13 protein-coding genes are annotated in these 16404 nt (G+C 65.2%); 5 read left to right on the top strand and 8 right to left on the bottom strand.

All coding sequences use genetic code 11. The features are described 5' to 3' along the window. Positions 1-35: 35 nt before the first annotated feature. A complete protein-coding gene (locus tag FAY22_RS14785; RefSeq protein ID WP_146330915.1) occupies positions 36-3650 on the top strand; it encodes an indolepyruvate ferredoxin oxidoreductase family protein in 3615 nt (1204 codons plus the stop codon). 122 nt (positions 3651-3772) lie between these two features. Here FAY22_RS14785 and FAY22_RS14780 read toward each other — a convergent pair whose 3' ends face one another. After that, a complete protein-coding gene (locus tag FAY22_RS14780; RefSeq protein ID WP_146330914.1) occupies positions 3773-4102 on the bottom strand; it encodes a hypothetical protein in 330 nt (109 codons plus the stop codon). 347 nt (positions 4103-4449) lie between these two features. Between FAY22_RS14780 and FAY22_RS14775 the strand changes: the two genes are divergently transcribed. Beyond that, on the top strand, positions 4450-5205 hold the full coding sequence (locus FAY22_RS14775) for a DUF72 domain-containing protein (RefSeq protein WP_146330913.1): 756 nt from the start codon (positions 4450-4452) through the stop codon (positions 5203-5205). 25 nt (positions 5206-5230) lie between these two features. On the opposite strand, the gene FAY22_RS14770 is transcribed toward FAY22_RS14775, so the two are convergent. The 7 genes from FAY22_RS14770 to FAY22_RS14740 form a co-directional block, all read right to left on the bottom strand. Further along, positions 5231-6643 carry a bifunctional serine/threonine-protein kinase/universal stress protein gene (locus FAY22_RS14770; RefSeq protein WP_146330912.1) on the bottom strand — a complete coding sequence of 471 codons (1413 nt, stop codon included), beginning with the start codon at positions 6641-6643 and terminating at the stop codon, positions 5231-5233. A gap of 2 nt (positions 6644-6645) precedes the next feature. Further along, on the bottom strand, positions 6646-7389 hold the full coding sequence (locus FAY22_RS14765) for a metallophosphoesterase (RefSeq protein ID WP_146330911.1): 744 nt from the start codon (positions 7387-7389) through the stop codon (positions 6646-6648). Between the two features lie 88 nt (positions 7390-7477). Continuing rightward, on the bottom strand, positions 7478-8287 hold the full coding sequence (locus FAY22_RS14760; RefSeq protein WP_146330910.1) for an alpha/beta fold hydrolase: 810 nt from the start codon (positions 8285-8287) through the stop codon (positions 7478-7480). A gap of 43 nt (positions 8288-8330) precedes the next feature. After that, the gene (locus FAY22_RS14755) at positions 8331-8579 is read right to left on the bottom strand and encodes a heavy-metal-associated domain-containing protein (protein ID WP_146330909.1); all 249 of its coding nucleotides are present in this window, start codon (positions 8577-8579) and stop codon (positions 8331-8333) included. Between the two features lie 138 nt (positions 8580-8717). After that, positions 8718-9419, bottom strand: a complete 702-nt coding sequence (queC, locus tag FAY22_RS14750; protein ID WP_146330908.1) for a 7-cyano-7-deazaguanine synthase QueC — start codon at positions 9417-9419, stop codon at positions 8718-8720. 74 nt (positions 9420-9493) lie between these two features. Further along, positions 9494-10246, bottom strand: a complete 753-nt coding sequence (locus FAY22_RS14745; RefSeq protein WP_146330907.1) for a DUF3108 domain-containing protein — start codon at positions 10244-10246, stop codon at positions 9494-9496. A gap of 18 nt (positions 10247-10264) precedes the next feature. Beyond that, positions 10265-11371: a DUF3108 domain-containing protein gene (locus FAY22_RS14740; RefSeq protein WP_246860522.1), complete on the bottom strand. Its 1107-nt coding sequence runs from the start codon at positions 11369-11371 to the stop codon at positions 10265-10267. Positions 11372-11600: 229 nt separating this feature from the next. Here FAY22_RS14740 and FAY22_RS22170 point away from each other — a divergent pair, with 229 nt between their 5' ends. The 3 genes from FAY22_RS22170 (at position 11601) to FAY22_RS14725 (ending at position 16313) form a co-directional block, all read left to right on the top strand. Further along, on the top strand, positions 11601-12284 hold the full coding sequence (locus tag FAY22_RS22170; RefSeq protein WP_210411832.1) for a PhaM family polyhydroxyalkanoate granule multifunctional regulatory protein: 684 nt from the start codon (positions 11601-11603) through the stop codon (positions 12282-12284). 283 nt (positions 12285-12567) lie between these two features. Next, a complete protein-coding gene (locus FAY22_RS14730; RefSeq protein WP_246860765.1) occupies positions 12568-15438 on the top strand; it encodes a beta-phosphoglucomutase family hydrolase in 2871 nt (956 codons plus the stop codon). Then, entirely contained in the window at positions 15435-16313 is an 879-nt protein-coding gene (locus FAY22_RS14725) for a universal stress protein (RefSeq protein ID WP_146330904.1), read from the top strand. The genes FAY22_RS14730 and FAY22_RS14725 overlap by 4 nt, the downstream gene beginning before the upstream one ends. The last annotated feature ends 91 nt before the right edge of the window (positions 16314-16404 follow it).

The following is a 16404-nucleotide window of genomic DNA, read 5'->3' as shown; positions in this document are numbered from 1 at the left end:
GGCGTCGGCACATTAAAACTACGGAGACACCGCGCATGAACATGCCTTTCGACCCCAACCGCCCGATGCTGGACGCGATTACCCTGGACGACAAGTACACGCTGGAGCGCGGCCGCGCCTTCATCACCGGCACCCAGGCATTGATCCGCCTGGCGATCATGCAACGTCAGCGCGACGTGAAGGCCGGCCTGAACACCGCCGGCTACATCACCGGCTATCGCGGTTCCCCCTTGGGCAGCGTCGACATGACCGCGATGAAGGCGAAGAAGCATCTCGAAGCGCATCACGTCAAATTCCATCCCGGCATGAACGAAGACCTGGCCGCGACTACCGTCTGGGGCACGCAGCAGGTGAATCTCTTCCCGGGCGCGAAATACGACGGCGTGTTTTCGATGTGGTACGGCAAGGGGCCGGGCGTGGACCGCTGCGGCGACGTCTTCAAGCATGCCAACATGGCCGGCACGGACAAGCATGGTGGTGTACTCGTGCTGGCCGGCGACGATCATGCGGCAAAATCGTCCACCACCGCGCACCAGAGCGAACACATCCTGAAAGCCTGCGGCATTCCGGTGCTGTATCCCTCCTCGGTGCAGGAATACCTCGACTACGGCCTGCACGGCTGGGCGATTTCCCGTTACACCGGATTGTGGGTGGCGATGAAGTGCGTCACCGACATCGTCGAGTCGGGGGCGTCGGTGGATCTCGATCCCGACCGCGTGCAGATTGTGCTGCCGACCGATTTCGAGCTGCCGCCGGGCGGCCTGAACATCCGCTATCCGGACGCCGTGCTGGAGCAGGAAGCGCGGATGAACAATTACAAGTGGTACGCCGCGCTGGCCTATGTGCGCGCCAACAAGCTCAACCAGATCGTCTGGGACAGCCCGCGCGCCAAGATCGGCATCATCACCGCCGGCAAATCCTACCTCGACACACGCCAGGCGCTGGCCGACCTCGGCATCGACGAGGAAGTCGCCAAGGATATCGGCATCCGCCTGTACAAGGTCGGCATGACATGGCCGCTGGAAGCCGAAGGCGTGCGCCAGTTCGCGCAGGGCCTGGAAGAAATCCTCGTGGTCGAGGAAAAGCGCCAGATCCTCGAATATCAGCTCAAGGAAGAGCTGTACAACTGGCGCGACGACGTGCGTCCGCGCGTGGTCGGCAAGTTCGACGACACCGGCGAATGGAGCAATCCGCACCACGAGGGGCATGGTTCCTGGCTGCTGCCCGCGAGCTACGAGCTGAACCCGGCGCAGATCGCGCGCGCCATCGCCACCCGCATCTCGAAATACTTCGCCGGGCATCCGATCGAGCAGCGCGTGCGCGAGCGCATCGCCTACCTGGAAGCGAAGGAAAACGTGCTCAAGGCTGCCAGCCCCAAGCCCGATCCGAACAAGGATCGCACGCCGTTCTTCTGCTCCGGCTGCCCGCACAACACCTCGACCAAGGTACCGGAAGGCAGCCGCGCGCTGGCCGGCATCGGCTGCCACTACATGGTGTTGTGGATGGACCGGCAAACCTCGACGTTTACGCACATGGGCGCGGAAGGCGTGACCTGGGTGGGGCATGCGCCGTTCACCACCGAGAAGCACGTGTTCGCCAACCTCGGTGACGGCACCTACTTCCACTCGGGCCTGCTGGCGATCCGCGCGGCCGTCGCCGGCAAGGTCAACATGACCTACAAGATCCTGTACAACGACGCGGTGGCGATGACCGGCGGCCAGCATGTGGACGGGCCGCTCGATCCGGCCATGATCTCGCGCCAGATCGCGGCCGAAGGCGTGACCCCGATCGTGGTCGTCACCGACGATCCGGAGAAATACCCGGCCAATACCAACTGGGCACCGGGCGTCACCATCCGGCATCGTGACGAACTCGACGCGGTGCAGAAGGAAATGCGCGAGGTGCCGGGCGTGTCGGCCATCATCTACGACCAGACCTGCGCCTCCGAAAAGCGCCGCCGCCGCAAGAAAGGCGAATATCCCGACCCGGCCAAGCGCGCGGTGATCAATGAAGCCGTGTGCGAAGGCTGCGGCGACTGCAGCGTGCAGTCGAACTGCCTGTCGGTCGAGCCGCTGGAAACGGAGTTCGGCCGCAAGCGCCAGATCAACCAGTCGAGCTGCAACAAGGATTTCTCCTGCGTGAAGGGCTTCTGTCCGAGCTTCGTGACGGTCGAGGGCGGTCAGCTGAAGAAGCCGAAGAAGGCCGCCGTCAGCGACGACGCCGGCGCCAAGAAGCTGCCCATCCTGCAGGGCAGTAACCTGCCGCAGCCGGCGCTGCCGTCCACCGCGCAGCCGTTCGGCATCCTGGTCACGGGCGTGGGCGGTACCGGCGTGGTGACGGTCGGCCAGATCCTGGCGATGGCCGCGCACGTCGAAGGCAAGGGCTGCTCGGTGCTCGACATGACCGGCCTGGCGCAGAAGGGCGGGGCGGTGATGTCGCATGTGCGGCTGGCCGACCGCCCGGAGGATATCTATTCGACCCGCGTCGGGACCGGCGCGGCCGATCTGGTGATCGGCTGCGACGCGATCGTCACCGGCAGCCGCGACGCGCTGTCGCGCATGGGCGAGGGCCGCACGCATGCGGCGGTCAATACCACCGGCTCGCCCACCGCCGCGTTCGTGAAGAACCCGAACTGGCAATTCCCGGGCGCGGCCGCCGAAAACGACATCCGCAATGCCTGCGGCAGCGATCGCGTCGATTTCGTCGATGCCGGCCGCGTCGCCACCGCATTGATGGGCGACGCAATCGCCAGCAACATGTTCATGCTCGGCTACGTCTGGCAAAAAGGCTGGGTGCCGCTGTCGGAAGCAGCGCTGATCAGGGCGATCGAACTGAACGGCGTATCGGTCGATTTCAACAAGCAGGCTTTCGTCTGGGGCCGCAACGCGGCGCATGACTGGACGGCAGTGGAACGCCTGGCGAAGCTGAACGACCCGGCGGCACAGGGGATCGCCCAGGTGGTCGAATTCAAGCGCGCGCCGTCGCTTGAGCAGGTGATCGACACCCGCGTTGAATTCCTCGCGCAGTACCAGGACGCCGCCTATGCACAGCAGTACCGCGACTTCGTTGAAAAAGTGCGCACCGCCGAGCGCGATGTGGCCGGCGGCAAGCCGCTGCGCCTGACCGAAGCGGTGGCGCGCAACCTGTTCAAGCTGATGGCCTACAAGGACGAGTACGAGGTGGCGCGCCTGTATGCCGACTCCGCGTTCCAGGCCAAGATCGCCGGCATGTTCGAAGGCGACTACAAGCTCAAGTTCCACCTCGCGCCCCCGCTGTTCGCCAAGCGCGACGCCGAAGGGCACCTGGTCAAGCAGGAATTCGGCCCGTGGATGATGAAGGCGTTCGGCGTGCTGGCGAAGTTCAAGTTCTTGCGCGGCACGGCGTTCGACCTCTTCGGCCATACCGCCGAGCGCAAGACCGAGCGTGCGCTGATCGGGCAGTACCGGGAAACGGTCGGCGCGCTATTGCCGAAGCTCGGTGCCGACAATCTGGGCAAGGCGGTCGCGCTTGCTTCCATTCCGGAAGACATACGCGGCTTCGGTCATGTGAAGGAAAGGAATCTGAAGGCGGCGAAGGAGAAGGAGGCGTCGCTGCTGAAGGAATTCGATGCGCCGAAATCGGCTGCGCCGGGCTCGCAGCATGCGGCGTAGGAAACCGACGGCGCAAAAATTCGCGGGCGGGAACCGCTCCCGCCTTCGCGCCGCCGCTCCGGTCCCGGAGCGGCGGCCGTGCGCCACTGCAGGCAGTCTGCCGCTTGCACCGTCTTTCCTGCTCAACCCAGCTGGTAGCGCAGCGCCGACACCTCGATGTGGGTGAGGATGACGGCGCTTTTCAGCTGGTAGTTGGTGCCATCGGACGGGCGGAGATTGCGCTGCGCATGGTCACTTGTGCGTGCGAGGTCTTCAACGCTGGCGCGGATGCGGCTGGCGTCGCGCGACTGCAGCGCCTGCTGCGCCTGCGTCGCCCGTTCGCCGAGTTCATCCACGTAATGCTTCAATTCCGTAGGCACGCCATTGTCCGACTGGGCGGCGCGCACCGCATGATCGATGGTACGGTCAATGAAGCTCAGGCGTTGTTGAAGTTCCTCTTTATGCACTTTCATTCGCGACTCCTCATGATTCAGGGATGAACTGATGGGTGCTCCGCAATTGATGCAACAGCCAGTCAAGGGTCGGATGCAACGAATGAAGTCGAGCGCAATGCCAGACCAGAGCACTTTATTTGATGTAAGCCGGACAACGAAGTTCCGAGAGAAAATGCTTTCGTCTTAGTCTGATTTTTCATATGACTCCAATCTGCTGGATATGTGCCGCATTCGGCTAAAGCCGCAAGGATTTAGCGGCTTTCCCTGATGTCCAATGCGATGCGCGTGTTGCGCCGCGCAATCCGATTCATTGCCCGCCTCGTGCATGATGTCCTTTTCTTCTTCGCCGACGCCTATCGCATTGCATGGAAAAATCTTCCGCACCACAGCATCACAGTGCAATATTCGTCGGCTGCGCCGGCTGGAACATCCCGGCAGCGGCGCAGGGAGCGTTCCCCGGCGCCGGCAGCCACCTGGAACGCTACGCCGCCGTCTTTCCCGCAGTGGAAATCAACTCCTCGTTCTACCGGCCGCACCGACCCTCGACCTATGCACGCTGGCGCGACAGCGTGCCCGATGCGTTTCGCTTTGCAGCAAAAGTGCCGAAGGCAATCACGCATGCCTTGCGTCTCCAGCAGGTCGACGAGCCGTTGAAAAAATTCATCGATGAAGTGGCGCATCTTGATCATAAGCTCGGCTGCCTGCTGGTGCAGCTTCCCCCAAGCCTGCACTATGACCGGGCCATCGCGCAGCGGTTCTTCGGCCTGCTGCGCAGTTTGACGAATGTCGACCTGATGTGCGAAGCACGCCATGCAACATGGTTCACCAGGGAAGTGGCCGAGATGCTGGCGGGATTCAGGGTAGGGCCGGTGCTTGCCGATCCGCAGATCGCGCCCTTGCCTGACGCAGCGCACAAGAACCACACGCAATATGTCCGGCTGCATGGTTCGCCGGTGATGTATTACTCGGCCTACCCGGAGGATTACCTGGACCGGCTGGCTGTCACGCTCGCCGCGCAGGCGCAGTCCGGCCATCGGGTATGGTGCGTGTTCGACAATACCGCGGAGGGGGCTGCGGTGCCGAATGCATTGGCGGTGCTGGCGCGCCTGCGCCGCGCTTGAATCAGGCGGCGCTCGCGTCGGCCGTTCACGAACTGGTGCCGCCGCTCTTGACCACCGTGACCGTGCAGTCGGCCTGCGCCACCACCTGCGACGACACGCTGCCGAGATAGCGCCGCAGCACCGAGCTGCCGCGCGAGCCGATCACGATGTGGTCGACGTCGTTGACCTTGGCATAATCGATGATGGCCGCCGCCGGGTCGGGCGCTTCCAGCACGTGAAAGGTGATCTTTTCCGGATCGAGCGCCAGCGGGCGCGCCCAGTGCTTCAGGCCGACCAGGTGCTTGACGTGGAGATTGCGGCCTTTCTTGTCGACCACCTCGTCCATGCCGATGCGATTGGTCTTTTGCACCGTCACGCACGCCAGCCGCGCTTCCGGCGCTGTTTGCAGGATGCGCCGCGTGATCACGCGTAGTGCCTCGGCCAGCGCCTCCGAGCCGTGCGTCAGGTCGATGGCGACCACCACGATCGGCGCGCGCGACAGCTGCTCGGACGCCGACTGCTGCGGCATGGCTTCCATGCCGATCGATCGGAACCAGCGCCGCGTGACCTTGACGAAGCCGTCGCGCACCCGCTTTTCCGCGCGTTTCGTCAGCGTCACCTGCTCCGGGTTCTGCAGGTCGAACGCCACTTGCGCGGCCGTGCTGTAGCGCCGGGACGGGTTGACTTCGAGGCAGTGCAGGATGACTTCCTGCAGCCACGCCGGTATCTTCGCGTTGATGGCGCGCGGCGGCACCGGGTCGCGCCACAGGCGCCGGCGCAGGCCGCGCACCGACATCGGGTTGCCGAGCGGGCGCTCGCCGGTGGCCAGGTGGTACAGCAGCACGCCCAGCGCGAACAGGTCGCTGCGCGGATCGTTGCGGATGTTGAGGACCTGCTCCGGCGAGATGTAGGGGCCGGTGCCCATCGGCAGGCGGAATTCCTCGGCCAGCAGGTCGGGCAGCTTGTCGTGCCGCGCCAGGCCGTAGTCGATCAGGATCGCCTCGCCGCTGGCGCGGAACATGATGTTGCTCGGCTTGATGTCGAGATGGATCACGTTCTGCCGGTGCAAGTCGTGCAGCGCATTGGCGACCTTGATGCCGATCGCGGCGACTTCTTCCACCGGCAGCGGCGCGTCGTCGAAGCGCGCGCGCAGCGATTTGCCGGCGATCAGTTCCATCACGATGTAGGGCTGGGCCGTGAAGTCGCCGGCGCCGATGTAGCGCGGCACGTGGATGCCCGACAGCTTGGGCATGATCATCTGCTCGACTTCGAAGCCGACGATGGCCGCCGGATCGTGGTTGTCGCCGAGGATGGGCAGCTTCATCAGAAGGGGGGGCGTGTCGCCCCCGGCATCCTTGCGCCGCACGCGCCAGAGCACCGCCATGCCGCCCTTGTGCAGCTTTTCCTCCAGTACGTAGCCGTCGATCACCATGCCCGCTTCAAGGCGCGTCGCCACCATCGCTACACTCCCTGGACCAGGCGGCTGCTGAGGCTTTGCGGCAGGCCGGCGGCGCGTATCTTGGCCGCCGCCGTTTCATGGTCGTAGGGCACGCGGAAATAGATCAGTTCGTGCGTGCTGTCGTCGTACAGCGCGTAGCAAGCCGCCGGGTTGCCATCGCGCGGCTGGCCGGCGGAGCCGGGGATGACCAGCCAGCGGCGCAGCGTCGCCAGCGGGATGCTGCTGTCGCCGGTTGGAACGAACGACGAGATCTTGCCCGTCATCGACAGGTTGTACAGCGCCGGCTCGTGCACGTGGCCGCAGAAGGTGACGCGGCAGCGCGTGGCGTGCATGCTCTTGACCGCCTCGTTGGTGCCGGTGATGTACTCCCACTGGCGCGGCTCGGCCGCGCTCGCATGCACGAACAGGCAGCCGTTGGATTCGGCGGTGAGCGGCAGGCCGGCGAGGAAAGCCAGCTGGCTCTCGTCGAGCTGCGCGCGCGTCCATTCGATCACGGCGCGCGCCTGCGGATTCATGTGCTTGCCCGGTTCCTGCAGCACCGCCACGTCGTGGTTGCCGGCCACAGCGATCGCGCCTTGCTGCACGTACTCGCGCACGGTGTCCACCACCCAGGCTGGGTCGGCGCCGTAGCCGACCAGGTCGCCCAGGAAAGCGTAGCGTTGCGCGCCGCGCTCGGCGGCATGGGCCAGACACGCCGCGAGCGCTTCGCGGTTGGCGTGGATGTCGGTGAGAATGGCGATGAGCATGGTTGCCTGCGTGCGGATGGACGGTCAAGGGCGCGGGAGGCGCGATCTTCAATCCTACTCCCGAAACCTTTGTGTTTGCTTACAGGGCTTATGACAGGGCGGGACGGTGCATGCCGATGAAGCCGGCGACCCGCCTTGCTACCCAATGCTCTTGCTCGCGGTGCGGGACGTGCCGCGTGCCGGGCATGATTTCCGCCTGCGCCGGGCCGCCCGCCAGTCGCGCGATCGTCTCGGGATGCAGCGGCGAGCCGTATTCGTCGTCGCTGCCGTGAATCGCCAGGGTCGGGCAGCGCACCTGCGGCAGGACTTCCTTGAGCGACCAGCCGGAAAACGCCGGCGACAGCCAGGTGTCGATCCAGGCGTCCAGCACCCAGCGGGTTTTTTCGCCGTGATAGCGCCGCAGGCGCTCGAACGGCTCGGCCTGCCGGAACTGCTCTTTCGCTTCCAGGATGCCGGCGCGCGTCTTGTCTTCCACGAACGCCTGCGCGGATTCGGTGATCAAGACCTCGCATGCCGAAGCATGCAGGGCGGCACAGTATGTGGCCATGCCACCACCCACGCTATGACCGAAGGCGATGAAACGGTCGAATCCCAGCTGTTCGCGCAGCGCGGGGAAAAAACGTTCGGCCTCCTCCCGCACAAAATCGACGCCCGGCCTGTCGGTGCGCGCCGCGGACTGCCCGAACCCGAGGCGGTCGTAGGCGATCACCATGCGCCCGGTGCATTCGGCCAGCACGGCGGGGAAAGTGCGCCAAAGCGCGATGCAGCCAAGCGAATCGTGGAACAGAACGATGGGGCAGTCGCCGCCGGCGCCCGGCGGCGTCCAGCAGCGTGCCAGCAATTGTCCCTGCCCGGTATCGATCCAGCTGTCTTTGGGGGATGAGCGTTGTGTGTCCATGACTCCCTAGCTTAGCAGATGATGCCAGGGAGACGCCGGCCGTTCAGCTGCAGCTGCAACCGCCGCCGCCACCGCCGCAGCCGCCGCTCGGGTTCGACGCCATGACGTCGTAGCCGGCGTTCGCCAGCACCGCCCGCAGGCTCTGCTTCGATGCGCGGTCCGGATTGAACTGCACGCTCAATTCGTTGCGCAGCAGCGAAGGCGTAACGGTACCGACGCCGTCGACGGCGCTCAGCACGCGCACGGCGTCGGCCAGGGATTGTTCGGTGGTCGCGGTTTTAAATTGAAACACTTCGGATTGCATCATTCGTCCTTTGTCTGACAGGGGGCTTGAAAACGCGGCGCCGAATCCGGAGCGGAATCGGCGCATTAAGATTCATTTTAAATGAATCTTAAATCCCTGGGAATGGCTGCGATTCGGAATGAGGCCTTATTCCTGTCTGAACTGACGGTAGCCGCGTGCGCGCAGCTCGCATGCCGGGCAGGTGCCGCAGCCGTGGCCCCAGTCGTGCAGCGCGCCGCGCTCGCCTAGGTAGCAGGTATGGGTGTCGGTGCGGATCAGGTCGACCAGGGCCGGGCCGCCCAGCTCCTCGGCCAGGCGCCAGGTTGCGGCCTTGTCGATCCACATCAGCGGCGTGTCGATTTTCAGGCGGGTGGACATGCCGAGGTTGAGCGCCACCTGCAGCGCTTTCATGGTGTCGTCGCGGCAGTCGGGATAGCCGGAGAAATCGGTCTCGCACATGCCGCCGACCAGGACATCCAGGCCGCGCCGGTAGGCGACGGTGGCGGCGACGGTCATGAACAGCAGGTTGCGCCCCGGCACGAAAGTATTGGGCAAGCCGTTTTCCTGCATCGTGATGGCCACGTCGCTGGTGAGCGCGGTATCCGAGATACGGGACAGCAGCGACAGGTCGATCATGTGGTCCTCGCCCAGCCGGGCGTTCCAGCCGGCCGACAGCGCGCGCATTTTCTGCAGCAGGAGCGGGCGCACCGACAGCTCGATCGCGTGCCGCTGGCCGTAATCGAAGCCGATGGTTTCGACATGGGCGTAGCGCGACAAGGCCCAGGCCAGGCAGGTAGTGGAATCTTGCCCGCCGCTGAACAGGACGAGCGCACGGCTGGAATGCATCATGGTGGCGATTCGGAATGAGGTGGGGAAAGGAATGCCGGCATTGTAGCGCGGACGCCGCGCCGGCTGCGGTCGCTTCAGGACGCGCCCTTGCTGATCTTGTCCAGCGCCTGCTCGATGTAGTCGCCATCCGCCTCGGTATAGCGCAGGCGCACCGGATACCACTCGTGCTGCGGCGACAGCCAGATATCGACATGCTGCCCCCCGGAGCCGGGAGCGGGCTCCTTCTGCACGTGCAGCGCGTTCAGTTCGCCCAAGGGCGTGCCGATCTTTTCGCGCTCCACCACCTTGAAGGTCCAGGGTTCGGCGTCGCGCTGGCCGGCCACGAAGAAGGTCCATTCCGTGCCCGGCTTGAACTTGGCCGGCGCCGCGCGCGCCACGGAAATGAGTTGCCATATCGCGCTGTTGCGGTCCTGTTCGCCGCCGTGCAACGGGTAGGTCAGCTCGGAGGCGGTGAAGCTGATGGTGCCGGCTTCGCGGTCGAAGGTGGTGGTGGTGCGGTCGCGGCGAATGCGTTTTTCGGTGAAGCTGGCGGGCGCCAGGCCATACTCGTCGACCGCGCCTTCGCTGCGCGATTCGAGGATTTTCCCGAGCAGCATGGCGCGCGCCTCGCTCGCCACCGAGAATTTCTTGCCGTTGACAACCCAGTGCACCTGCGCGCTGCCGCCGAGCTGGATGCCGCTCTGCAGCGCAGTGATCGCGTAACTGAGTTCGGCCGACGGCGGCAGGTTGAACTTGTGCTTCGGCGCCGGAGGGGCCGCCGGCTGGGCGGACGCCAGCGACAGGGTGCATGCCAGCAGCGCCGGCAGGGCAATACGAAGGGGTTTCATGCGTTTTCCTTGGAATATTCAATGCGCGGCAACAGGCTCGGCCTTTGCCAGGGACAGGTCGTAGTAGTCGCCGTTGCGGTAGGTCTCGCGCACCTTGACGGGATACCACTCCTGCTGAGGTGCGAACCAGATGTCGATGGTCCGGTCATATGAGCCCGGTTTCGGCAGGCGCTGGACATGCCAGGTGCCGAGCTTGCCGTTCGGGGTATCGATGTCTTCGGCGCCGACCACCGTGAAGTGCCAGGTTTCGGCATCGCGCGGGCCGGCGACAAACAGGTCGAAGGTGGCACCGGGACGGAACTGCGCGACATCGGCGCGCCCGATCCCGGCCAGCTGCCAGATCACGCTGGCGCGATCCTGTTCGCCGCCGTTATACGGATACACCGCCTCCGATGCGGAAAAGCTGATCTTGCGGTTCTCATGCTGGAAATGCGTGTTCGTCATCGCCTTGCGCCACGGCTTCTCGCTATACAGTACCGGCGCCAGGCCAAGATCGTTGATCCTGCCTTCGCTCTTTAGGTTCAGCACGGTGATCCGGAACAGGATCGTCACCCCCGCTTCGATGGTTGCCGTGTAGCTGTCATGCGTCGCTTCCCAGCGATACAGGCCGGAGCCGTGCCAGGTCTGGCCTTCCCGCAAAACCTTCACGTCGTAGGTCAGTTCGGCCGATGGCGGCGGGTCGAACTTGTAGCTGGCCGGCGCGGCTTCCTGCGGCGCGTCCGCCGCTGCGCCTTGGGCGGCGCCTGCGCTGGCTGCCTCGGCCGCATCGCTTGCGCCGGCCGGCATGGCAGCCGCTTCCGGTGCGGCTTCGACCGCCTCGGGCTCGGGCGGCGTCAGCGCCGTCGGGGATGGCGCTGCTTGCGCCACCGGCGGGGGCGGCGGCGGCGCGCGCCGTGGCTTGGCCTGCTTCGGCTTGGGCGGAGCAATGGCCGGTCGCGGCGCCGGCGGTGCGGGCAGCAATTCGGTCGTCATCACCATTTCCTTCTGCTGCGGCCAGGATGGCATGCCGAGACGGCCCGCCGCCCATTCGAACGCGACGGCATGCAGCACAACCGACGCGGCCAGCAGCGCGATTCCGCGCTTGCTGGCGGCGCGCTGCCGGGCCGGAAAGAAGGTTTTCATCATTCTGGTAGTTTACCAACCTATTGCATCCCGAAGGATTTCAGAGTGTTAACGCAGAGTGTGGATTCACGCTGACAAGGCAGGTCCCGCACTTGTTACCCATTGTTTCAAGCGCACAAGATTTTCTGCTGATATAACGCATGAAGAATCCGCGGTAAACCGGAACCTTTATCATTTTGTTCACTCAGCTAATCTGCTACCCTGCAATTTATTTACCACGCGGAGTTGAATCATGATCAAACCGAACATGCCTAATATCCCGGGCATCGGGGCCATGACGGACACGCTCGAATTCGTCAAGAATCTGTGGGGCGGCATGGGACTGCCGGGAATGAACATGGCCGGCATGAGCGTGCCAGGCATGAATGTGCCCGGCATGGTGATGCCGACCCTGTCGGTCGAGGAAATCAACAAGAAGATCACCGACCTGAAGGCGGTCGAATCCTGGCTGACCCTGAACATGAATATGTTGCGCGGGACGATACAGGCGCTGGAAGTGCAGGCGGCCACGATTTCCACTTTGCAATCAATGGGCGAATCCTTCAGCGCGACCATGGGCGCCGGCATGATGGACAAGGCGCCTGCCGGCGGGCCCTCTCCTTCGGCGAACGGCACGAACGGATCGAGCGGCGCTGCTGGCGGTAACGGTGCCGGCGGCTCCCATGCGAAGTCAGGCGGTGCGCCCGAACCGACCAGCAAGGATGAATCGGATGCCGCCACGCTGACGGCGCCGCTGGTCAATGCCGCGGCATGGTGGAACATGCTGCAGGATCAGTTCAAGCAGGCGGTCAACAGCGCGATGGCCACCGAAGAACCGGCAACGGCCGCGCCCGAGGAAAAGAAGCAAAGGCCGAAGGCGAAAACCGCCTCTGCCACGACCTCCGGCACCACCCGCAAGCGCAAGACAGCCAAGTAAACGGGCTTGCCCGCGCCGCAGGCTGGCCTCCCGCCAGCCGCGGGCAGTCAAATGATTTTGCAACTCTTGTCTATCGTTACCTGTCGTTACGATATATGTCGCGACAGGCGCATTGCGCTTTCCTGGCAACTGTTTCAGCCCGCCGCGCGAATCCTCCGTTTTCCCAAGCGTTGAACATCGGCGTCGATTTTCGATCTGACGGTAATCCCGGAGGATCGATCATCGATGGAGGCGCCATGGATACCAGCCCAAATGATGCTACGAGGATCGCATCTTGGCCCGGATGAGCGGCGGGTTGCGGGCTGCAATCTTCGACATGGATGGCGTCATTACCCGGACGGCCGATTTGCATGCGGCGGCGTGGAAGACGGCATTCGACGACATGCTGCGGCGCCACGCGCAGGACGGCGTGCCCTATCGGCCATTCGACGAAAGCAGGGAGTATCGCGCCTACGTCGACGGCAAGCCGCGCAGCGAAGGCGTGCGCTCCTTCCTGCGCGCACGCGAGCTGGTGCTGTCGACGCAAGAGGAGGAGGACGTCGCGGCACGCAAGGATGCGCTGTTCGAGCAGCTGGTGCGTGAGCGGGGCGTGCAAACCTTCGCTTCCACGCTTGCCTTGATCGCGGCGCTGCGCCGGTGCGACGTGAAGATTGCCGTGGTCACGTCCAGTCGCCACGGCCGCGGCATCCTGTGCTCGGCCGGCATCATGGCGCTCTTCGATACCTGTCTGGATGGCGTCGACCTCGCCCGGCTGGGGCTCAAGGGCAAGCCCGATCCCGATATGTTCCTGCACGCGGCGCAAGCGCTCGGCGTTACGCCAGGGCATGCGATGGTGGTCGAAGACGCCGCAGCCGGCGTGGAGGCTGGCCGCCGCGGCGAGTTCGGCCTAGTGGTGGGAATCGATCGTGGCGATAACGCCACCGCCCTGCGCCGGGCGGGCGCGCATGTCGTGGTGCAGGACCTGGCCGAGCTTGGCGTCGAGGAACTGGACGCAGCATTCCTGGCGCGCCGGGAACAGATCTCCTGGCGCATCGAGCAGGAAGGATTCGATCGCGCGCGAGAGCGGCAGATGGAGAGCATCTTCGCCGTGGGAAACGGCTATCTCGGGGTACGTGGCGCGCTCGACTGCCCGTTGCACGATTCGCAGGGAGACATGTTCATCGCCGGCGTGTACGACAGCAAGCGTGCCGACCTGCCATATTCGGAAATCGAATTCCTGGCGCCGGAGCGCGGCACGGACCCGCATGCCGAGCTGGTGCCGCTTCCGTTTCCGTTCCGGCTGACCGTTTCCGTCGCGGGGACTTCCCTCGACTTCGCCGGTCCGTACGGGCGGCAGCTGCGCCGCGTGCTCGACCTGCGCCGCGCGGAACTGCACAGCGAAGCGCTCTACGAGACGCCGGGAGGGCGCCGCACCATGGTGCGCACGCGCCGCTGCGCCTCGCTCGCCGACCCGCACCTGCTGCTCCAGGAGGCGGCCATCACGCCGGAAAACCATTGGGGTGAAATCGAGCTCGGCGCATCCCTCCATGAGCCGCAGTCGGCAGAGCGCCATCCCCACCTCGAACTGGTCGAACTTGCCGAGATGGACGGGCTGGAAGTGGCGTGCTACACGACACGCGCCTCGGGAATCCGGATCGTCATGGCGTCCCGCATCATGCACGAACAGAACATCCTGCGCCGCCTGATATCGGTGTTCACCAGCCGCGACGTGCCGGACCCGCGGGCGGCTGCGCTGGCGCACGTGCAGGCGCAAGAGGGAATCGGTTTCGAGCAATTGCTGGCTGCGCACGCGGAACGGTGGGCCAGCTTCTGGAGCGGGGCGGACATCCGCGTGCCCGGCCACCCTGCCGTCGAGCAGGCGCTGCGCTTCGGCGGTTACCACCTGAAGCTGCCGGCGGGGGATGATGCACGCGTTTCCATCGGCGCGCGCACGCTCACCGGCCGCGCCTACGAGGGGCATGTGTTCTGGGACACGGAAATCTTCATGCTGCCGTTTTTCCTGCATGTCGAGCCCGTGCGGGCGCGCAACCTGCTCCTCTATCGCCACCACACGCTCGACGGCGCGCGCCGTCGCGCGCGCCAACTCGGCTACCGGGGGGCATGCTTTGCCTGGGAGTCGACCGTGACCGGCGACGACGTCACGCCGACCAAGATCGTCCTCAAAAGCACGGGCAAGGAGATTCCGGTCTTTACCGGGAGCCAGCAGGTGCATGTCACCGCCGACATTGCCTATGCCGTGTGGCGCTACTGGGAAGCGACGCGCGACCAGGACTTTCTCTTCGGCCCCGGCGCGGACATCCTGTTCGAGACCGCGCGCTTCTGGGCAAGCCGCGTGACGCGCGGGGACAAGCATGTCCACATCCGCGCCGTCGTCGGGCCCGATGAATACCACCATGACGTGAACGATAACGCGTATACCAACTGGATGGCCCGTTTCAACCTGGAGCGCGCCGTGTGGCTGGCCCAACAGTGCGCAAGCCACGCGGACGAGGCGCAGGAGTGGGCCGCGCTGGCACAGTCGCTGTACATTCCTGCGCCTGACGAACATGGCGTCATCGAACAGTTCGAGGGGTTTTTCGCGCTCGACGACTATCCGCTGTCCAGGGAGGAGCGCTTCAAGGCCCCGGTCAGCAGGCTGTTCGACTGGCAGCAGGTCAATCGCCTCAAGCTTCTGAAGCAGGCCGACGTGCTCATGCTGCCGCTACTGTTTCCCGACGCATTCTCCGACGACGTGGTGGCGGCCAACTACCGTTATTACGAACCGCTCACCGACCATGGCAGCAGCCTGTCGCCCTCGGTCCATGCCGCCATCGCCGCGCGCATCGGCCTGCGCGAGGATGCCGAGCGCTACTGGCGGCAGAGTCTGTGGCTTGACCTGTCCGATGCGATGAACAACAGCATGCTCGGCGTGCATCCGGCGGCCATGGGAGGCGCCTGGCAGGCGCTGGTGTTCGGCTTCCTCGGCATCGGCTTCGATGAAACGCAGCCACGGGCCGACGCGCGCGCCGCGCAGCGGCTGCCCGCCGGCTGGAACAGCGTAGCGCTGACGCTGGCGTATCGCGGCCGAACGCATACGGTGCGCGTGGCGCGGGAGCCGGAGATGGAGCCGGAAATGGAGCTGGAAATGGAGCTGGAAAGGGAGGTCAGGCAATGACCCGTTTCGCTTCGCTTTTGCTGACGCTCGACGGTTCGCCGGAAGCGGCGAAAGGCGCCGGCTGCGCGCTCTGGCTGGCCGAAACACTGGGCGCCACGCTGCATGTGCTGCACGCGGCGGCGCAGCCGTTGCCCGGGCGCGAAGCGCTGGCGCGGCTGCATGCGCCCGGCGCGCAGCGGGCGCAGGTCGTCCTGCATCAGCTGGCGCAGAATGCCGAGTCGGCCGTGCTGGATGAAATCGCGGCCCATGACATCGATCTGGTCGTGATGAGCGCGCGCGGCAAATCGGCCTCGGCCGGGCTCGATCTGTCCCGGCGCGTGGGAACGGTCGCGCAGGCGGTGATCGAGCGCAGTCCGGTACCGGTGCTGCTGTTGCCAGTGCGCTACCGGGAAGCGTTGCCCTGGACATCGGCGCTGGCGGCGATGAGCGGTTCGAACGCTGCCGACGAGGCCTTGAAAACCGTCACGCAATTGGCCGGCGCGCTCCAGATCAAGGTCACGGCGGTACACGTGGAAGACGGTCCCGAAGCGGCGGACTCCATGCCGCTCGGGGCCTATGCCGACGCGGCATATCATGAATATCCGGGCAGGATGGAGGAAATGGTGGAGCGCGGCCTGGCCGCGTGCACGTGCGAGGAGAGTCGCCGCGTCGACCAGGTCCTGCTGCGGCGGGGCGATCCGGCCGCGGTGTTGCTGGAGCAGGTCGCGCGCCACGCGAGCAACGTGCTTGCGCTCGGCTGGTGCGGTGCGATCGGCGCCGGGCGCGCGCCGGTGCTCAAGCGGCTGCTGGAAGAAGCCGAGTGTGCCCTGCTTCTCGTGCGCAAGCCCCACCGATCCACCGCGCGGCTCAAGGTCGGAACGGAGATTGATGACTGAGGGCCCCGGCCTGAAAAACGACTGTGCGGGAAATCCGCAGCCTTGCCGAATGTGGAGTTTCCATGCGGCTGCGCAAATCGAAAGCAGGAAC

The sequence above is a fragment of the Noviherbaspirillum sp. UKPF54 genome (genome assembly GCF_007874125.1).
In the GTDB taxonomy this organism is placed as follows: Bacteria; Pseudomonadota; Gammaproteobacteria; order Burkholderiales; family Burkholderiaceae_D; genus Noviherbaspirillum.
The sequence above is the reverse complement of the archived record's forward strand: the minus strand, read 5'-3'. Positions and strand labels throughout refer to the sequence as shown.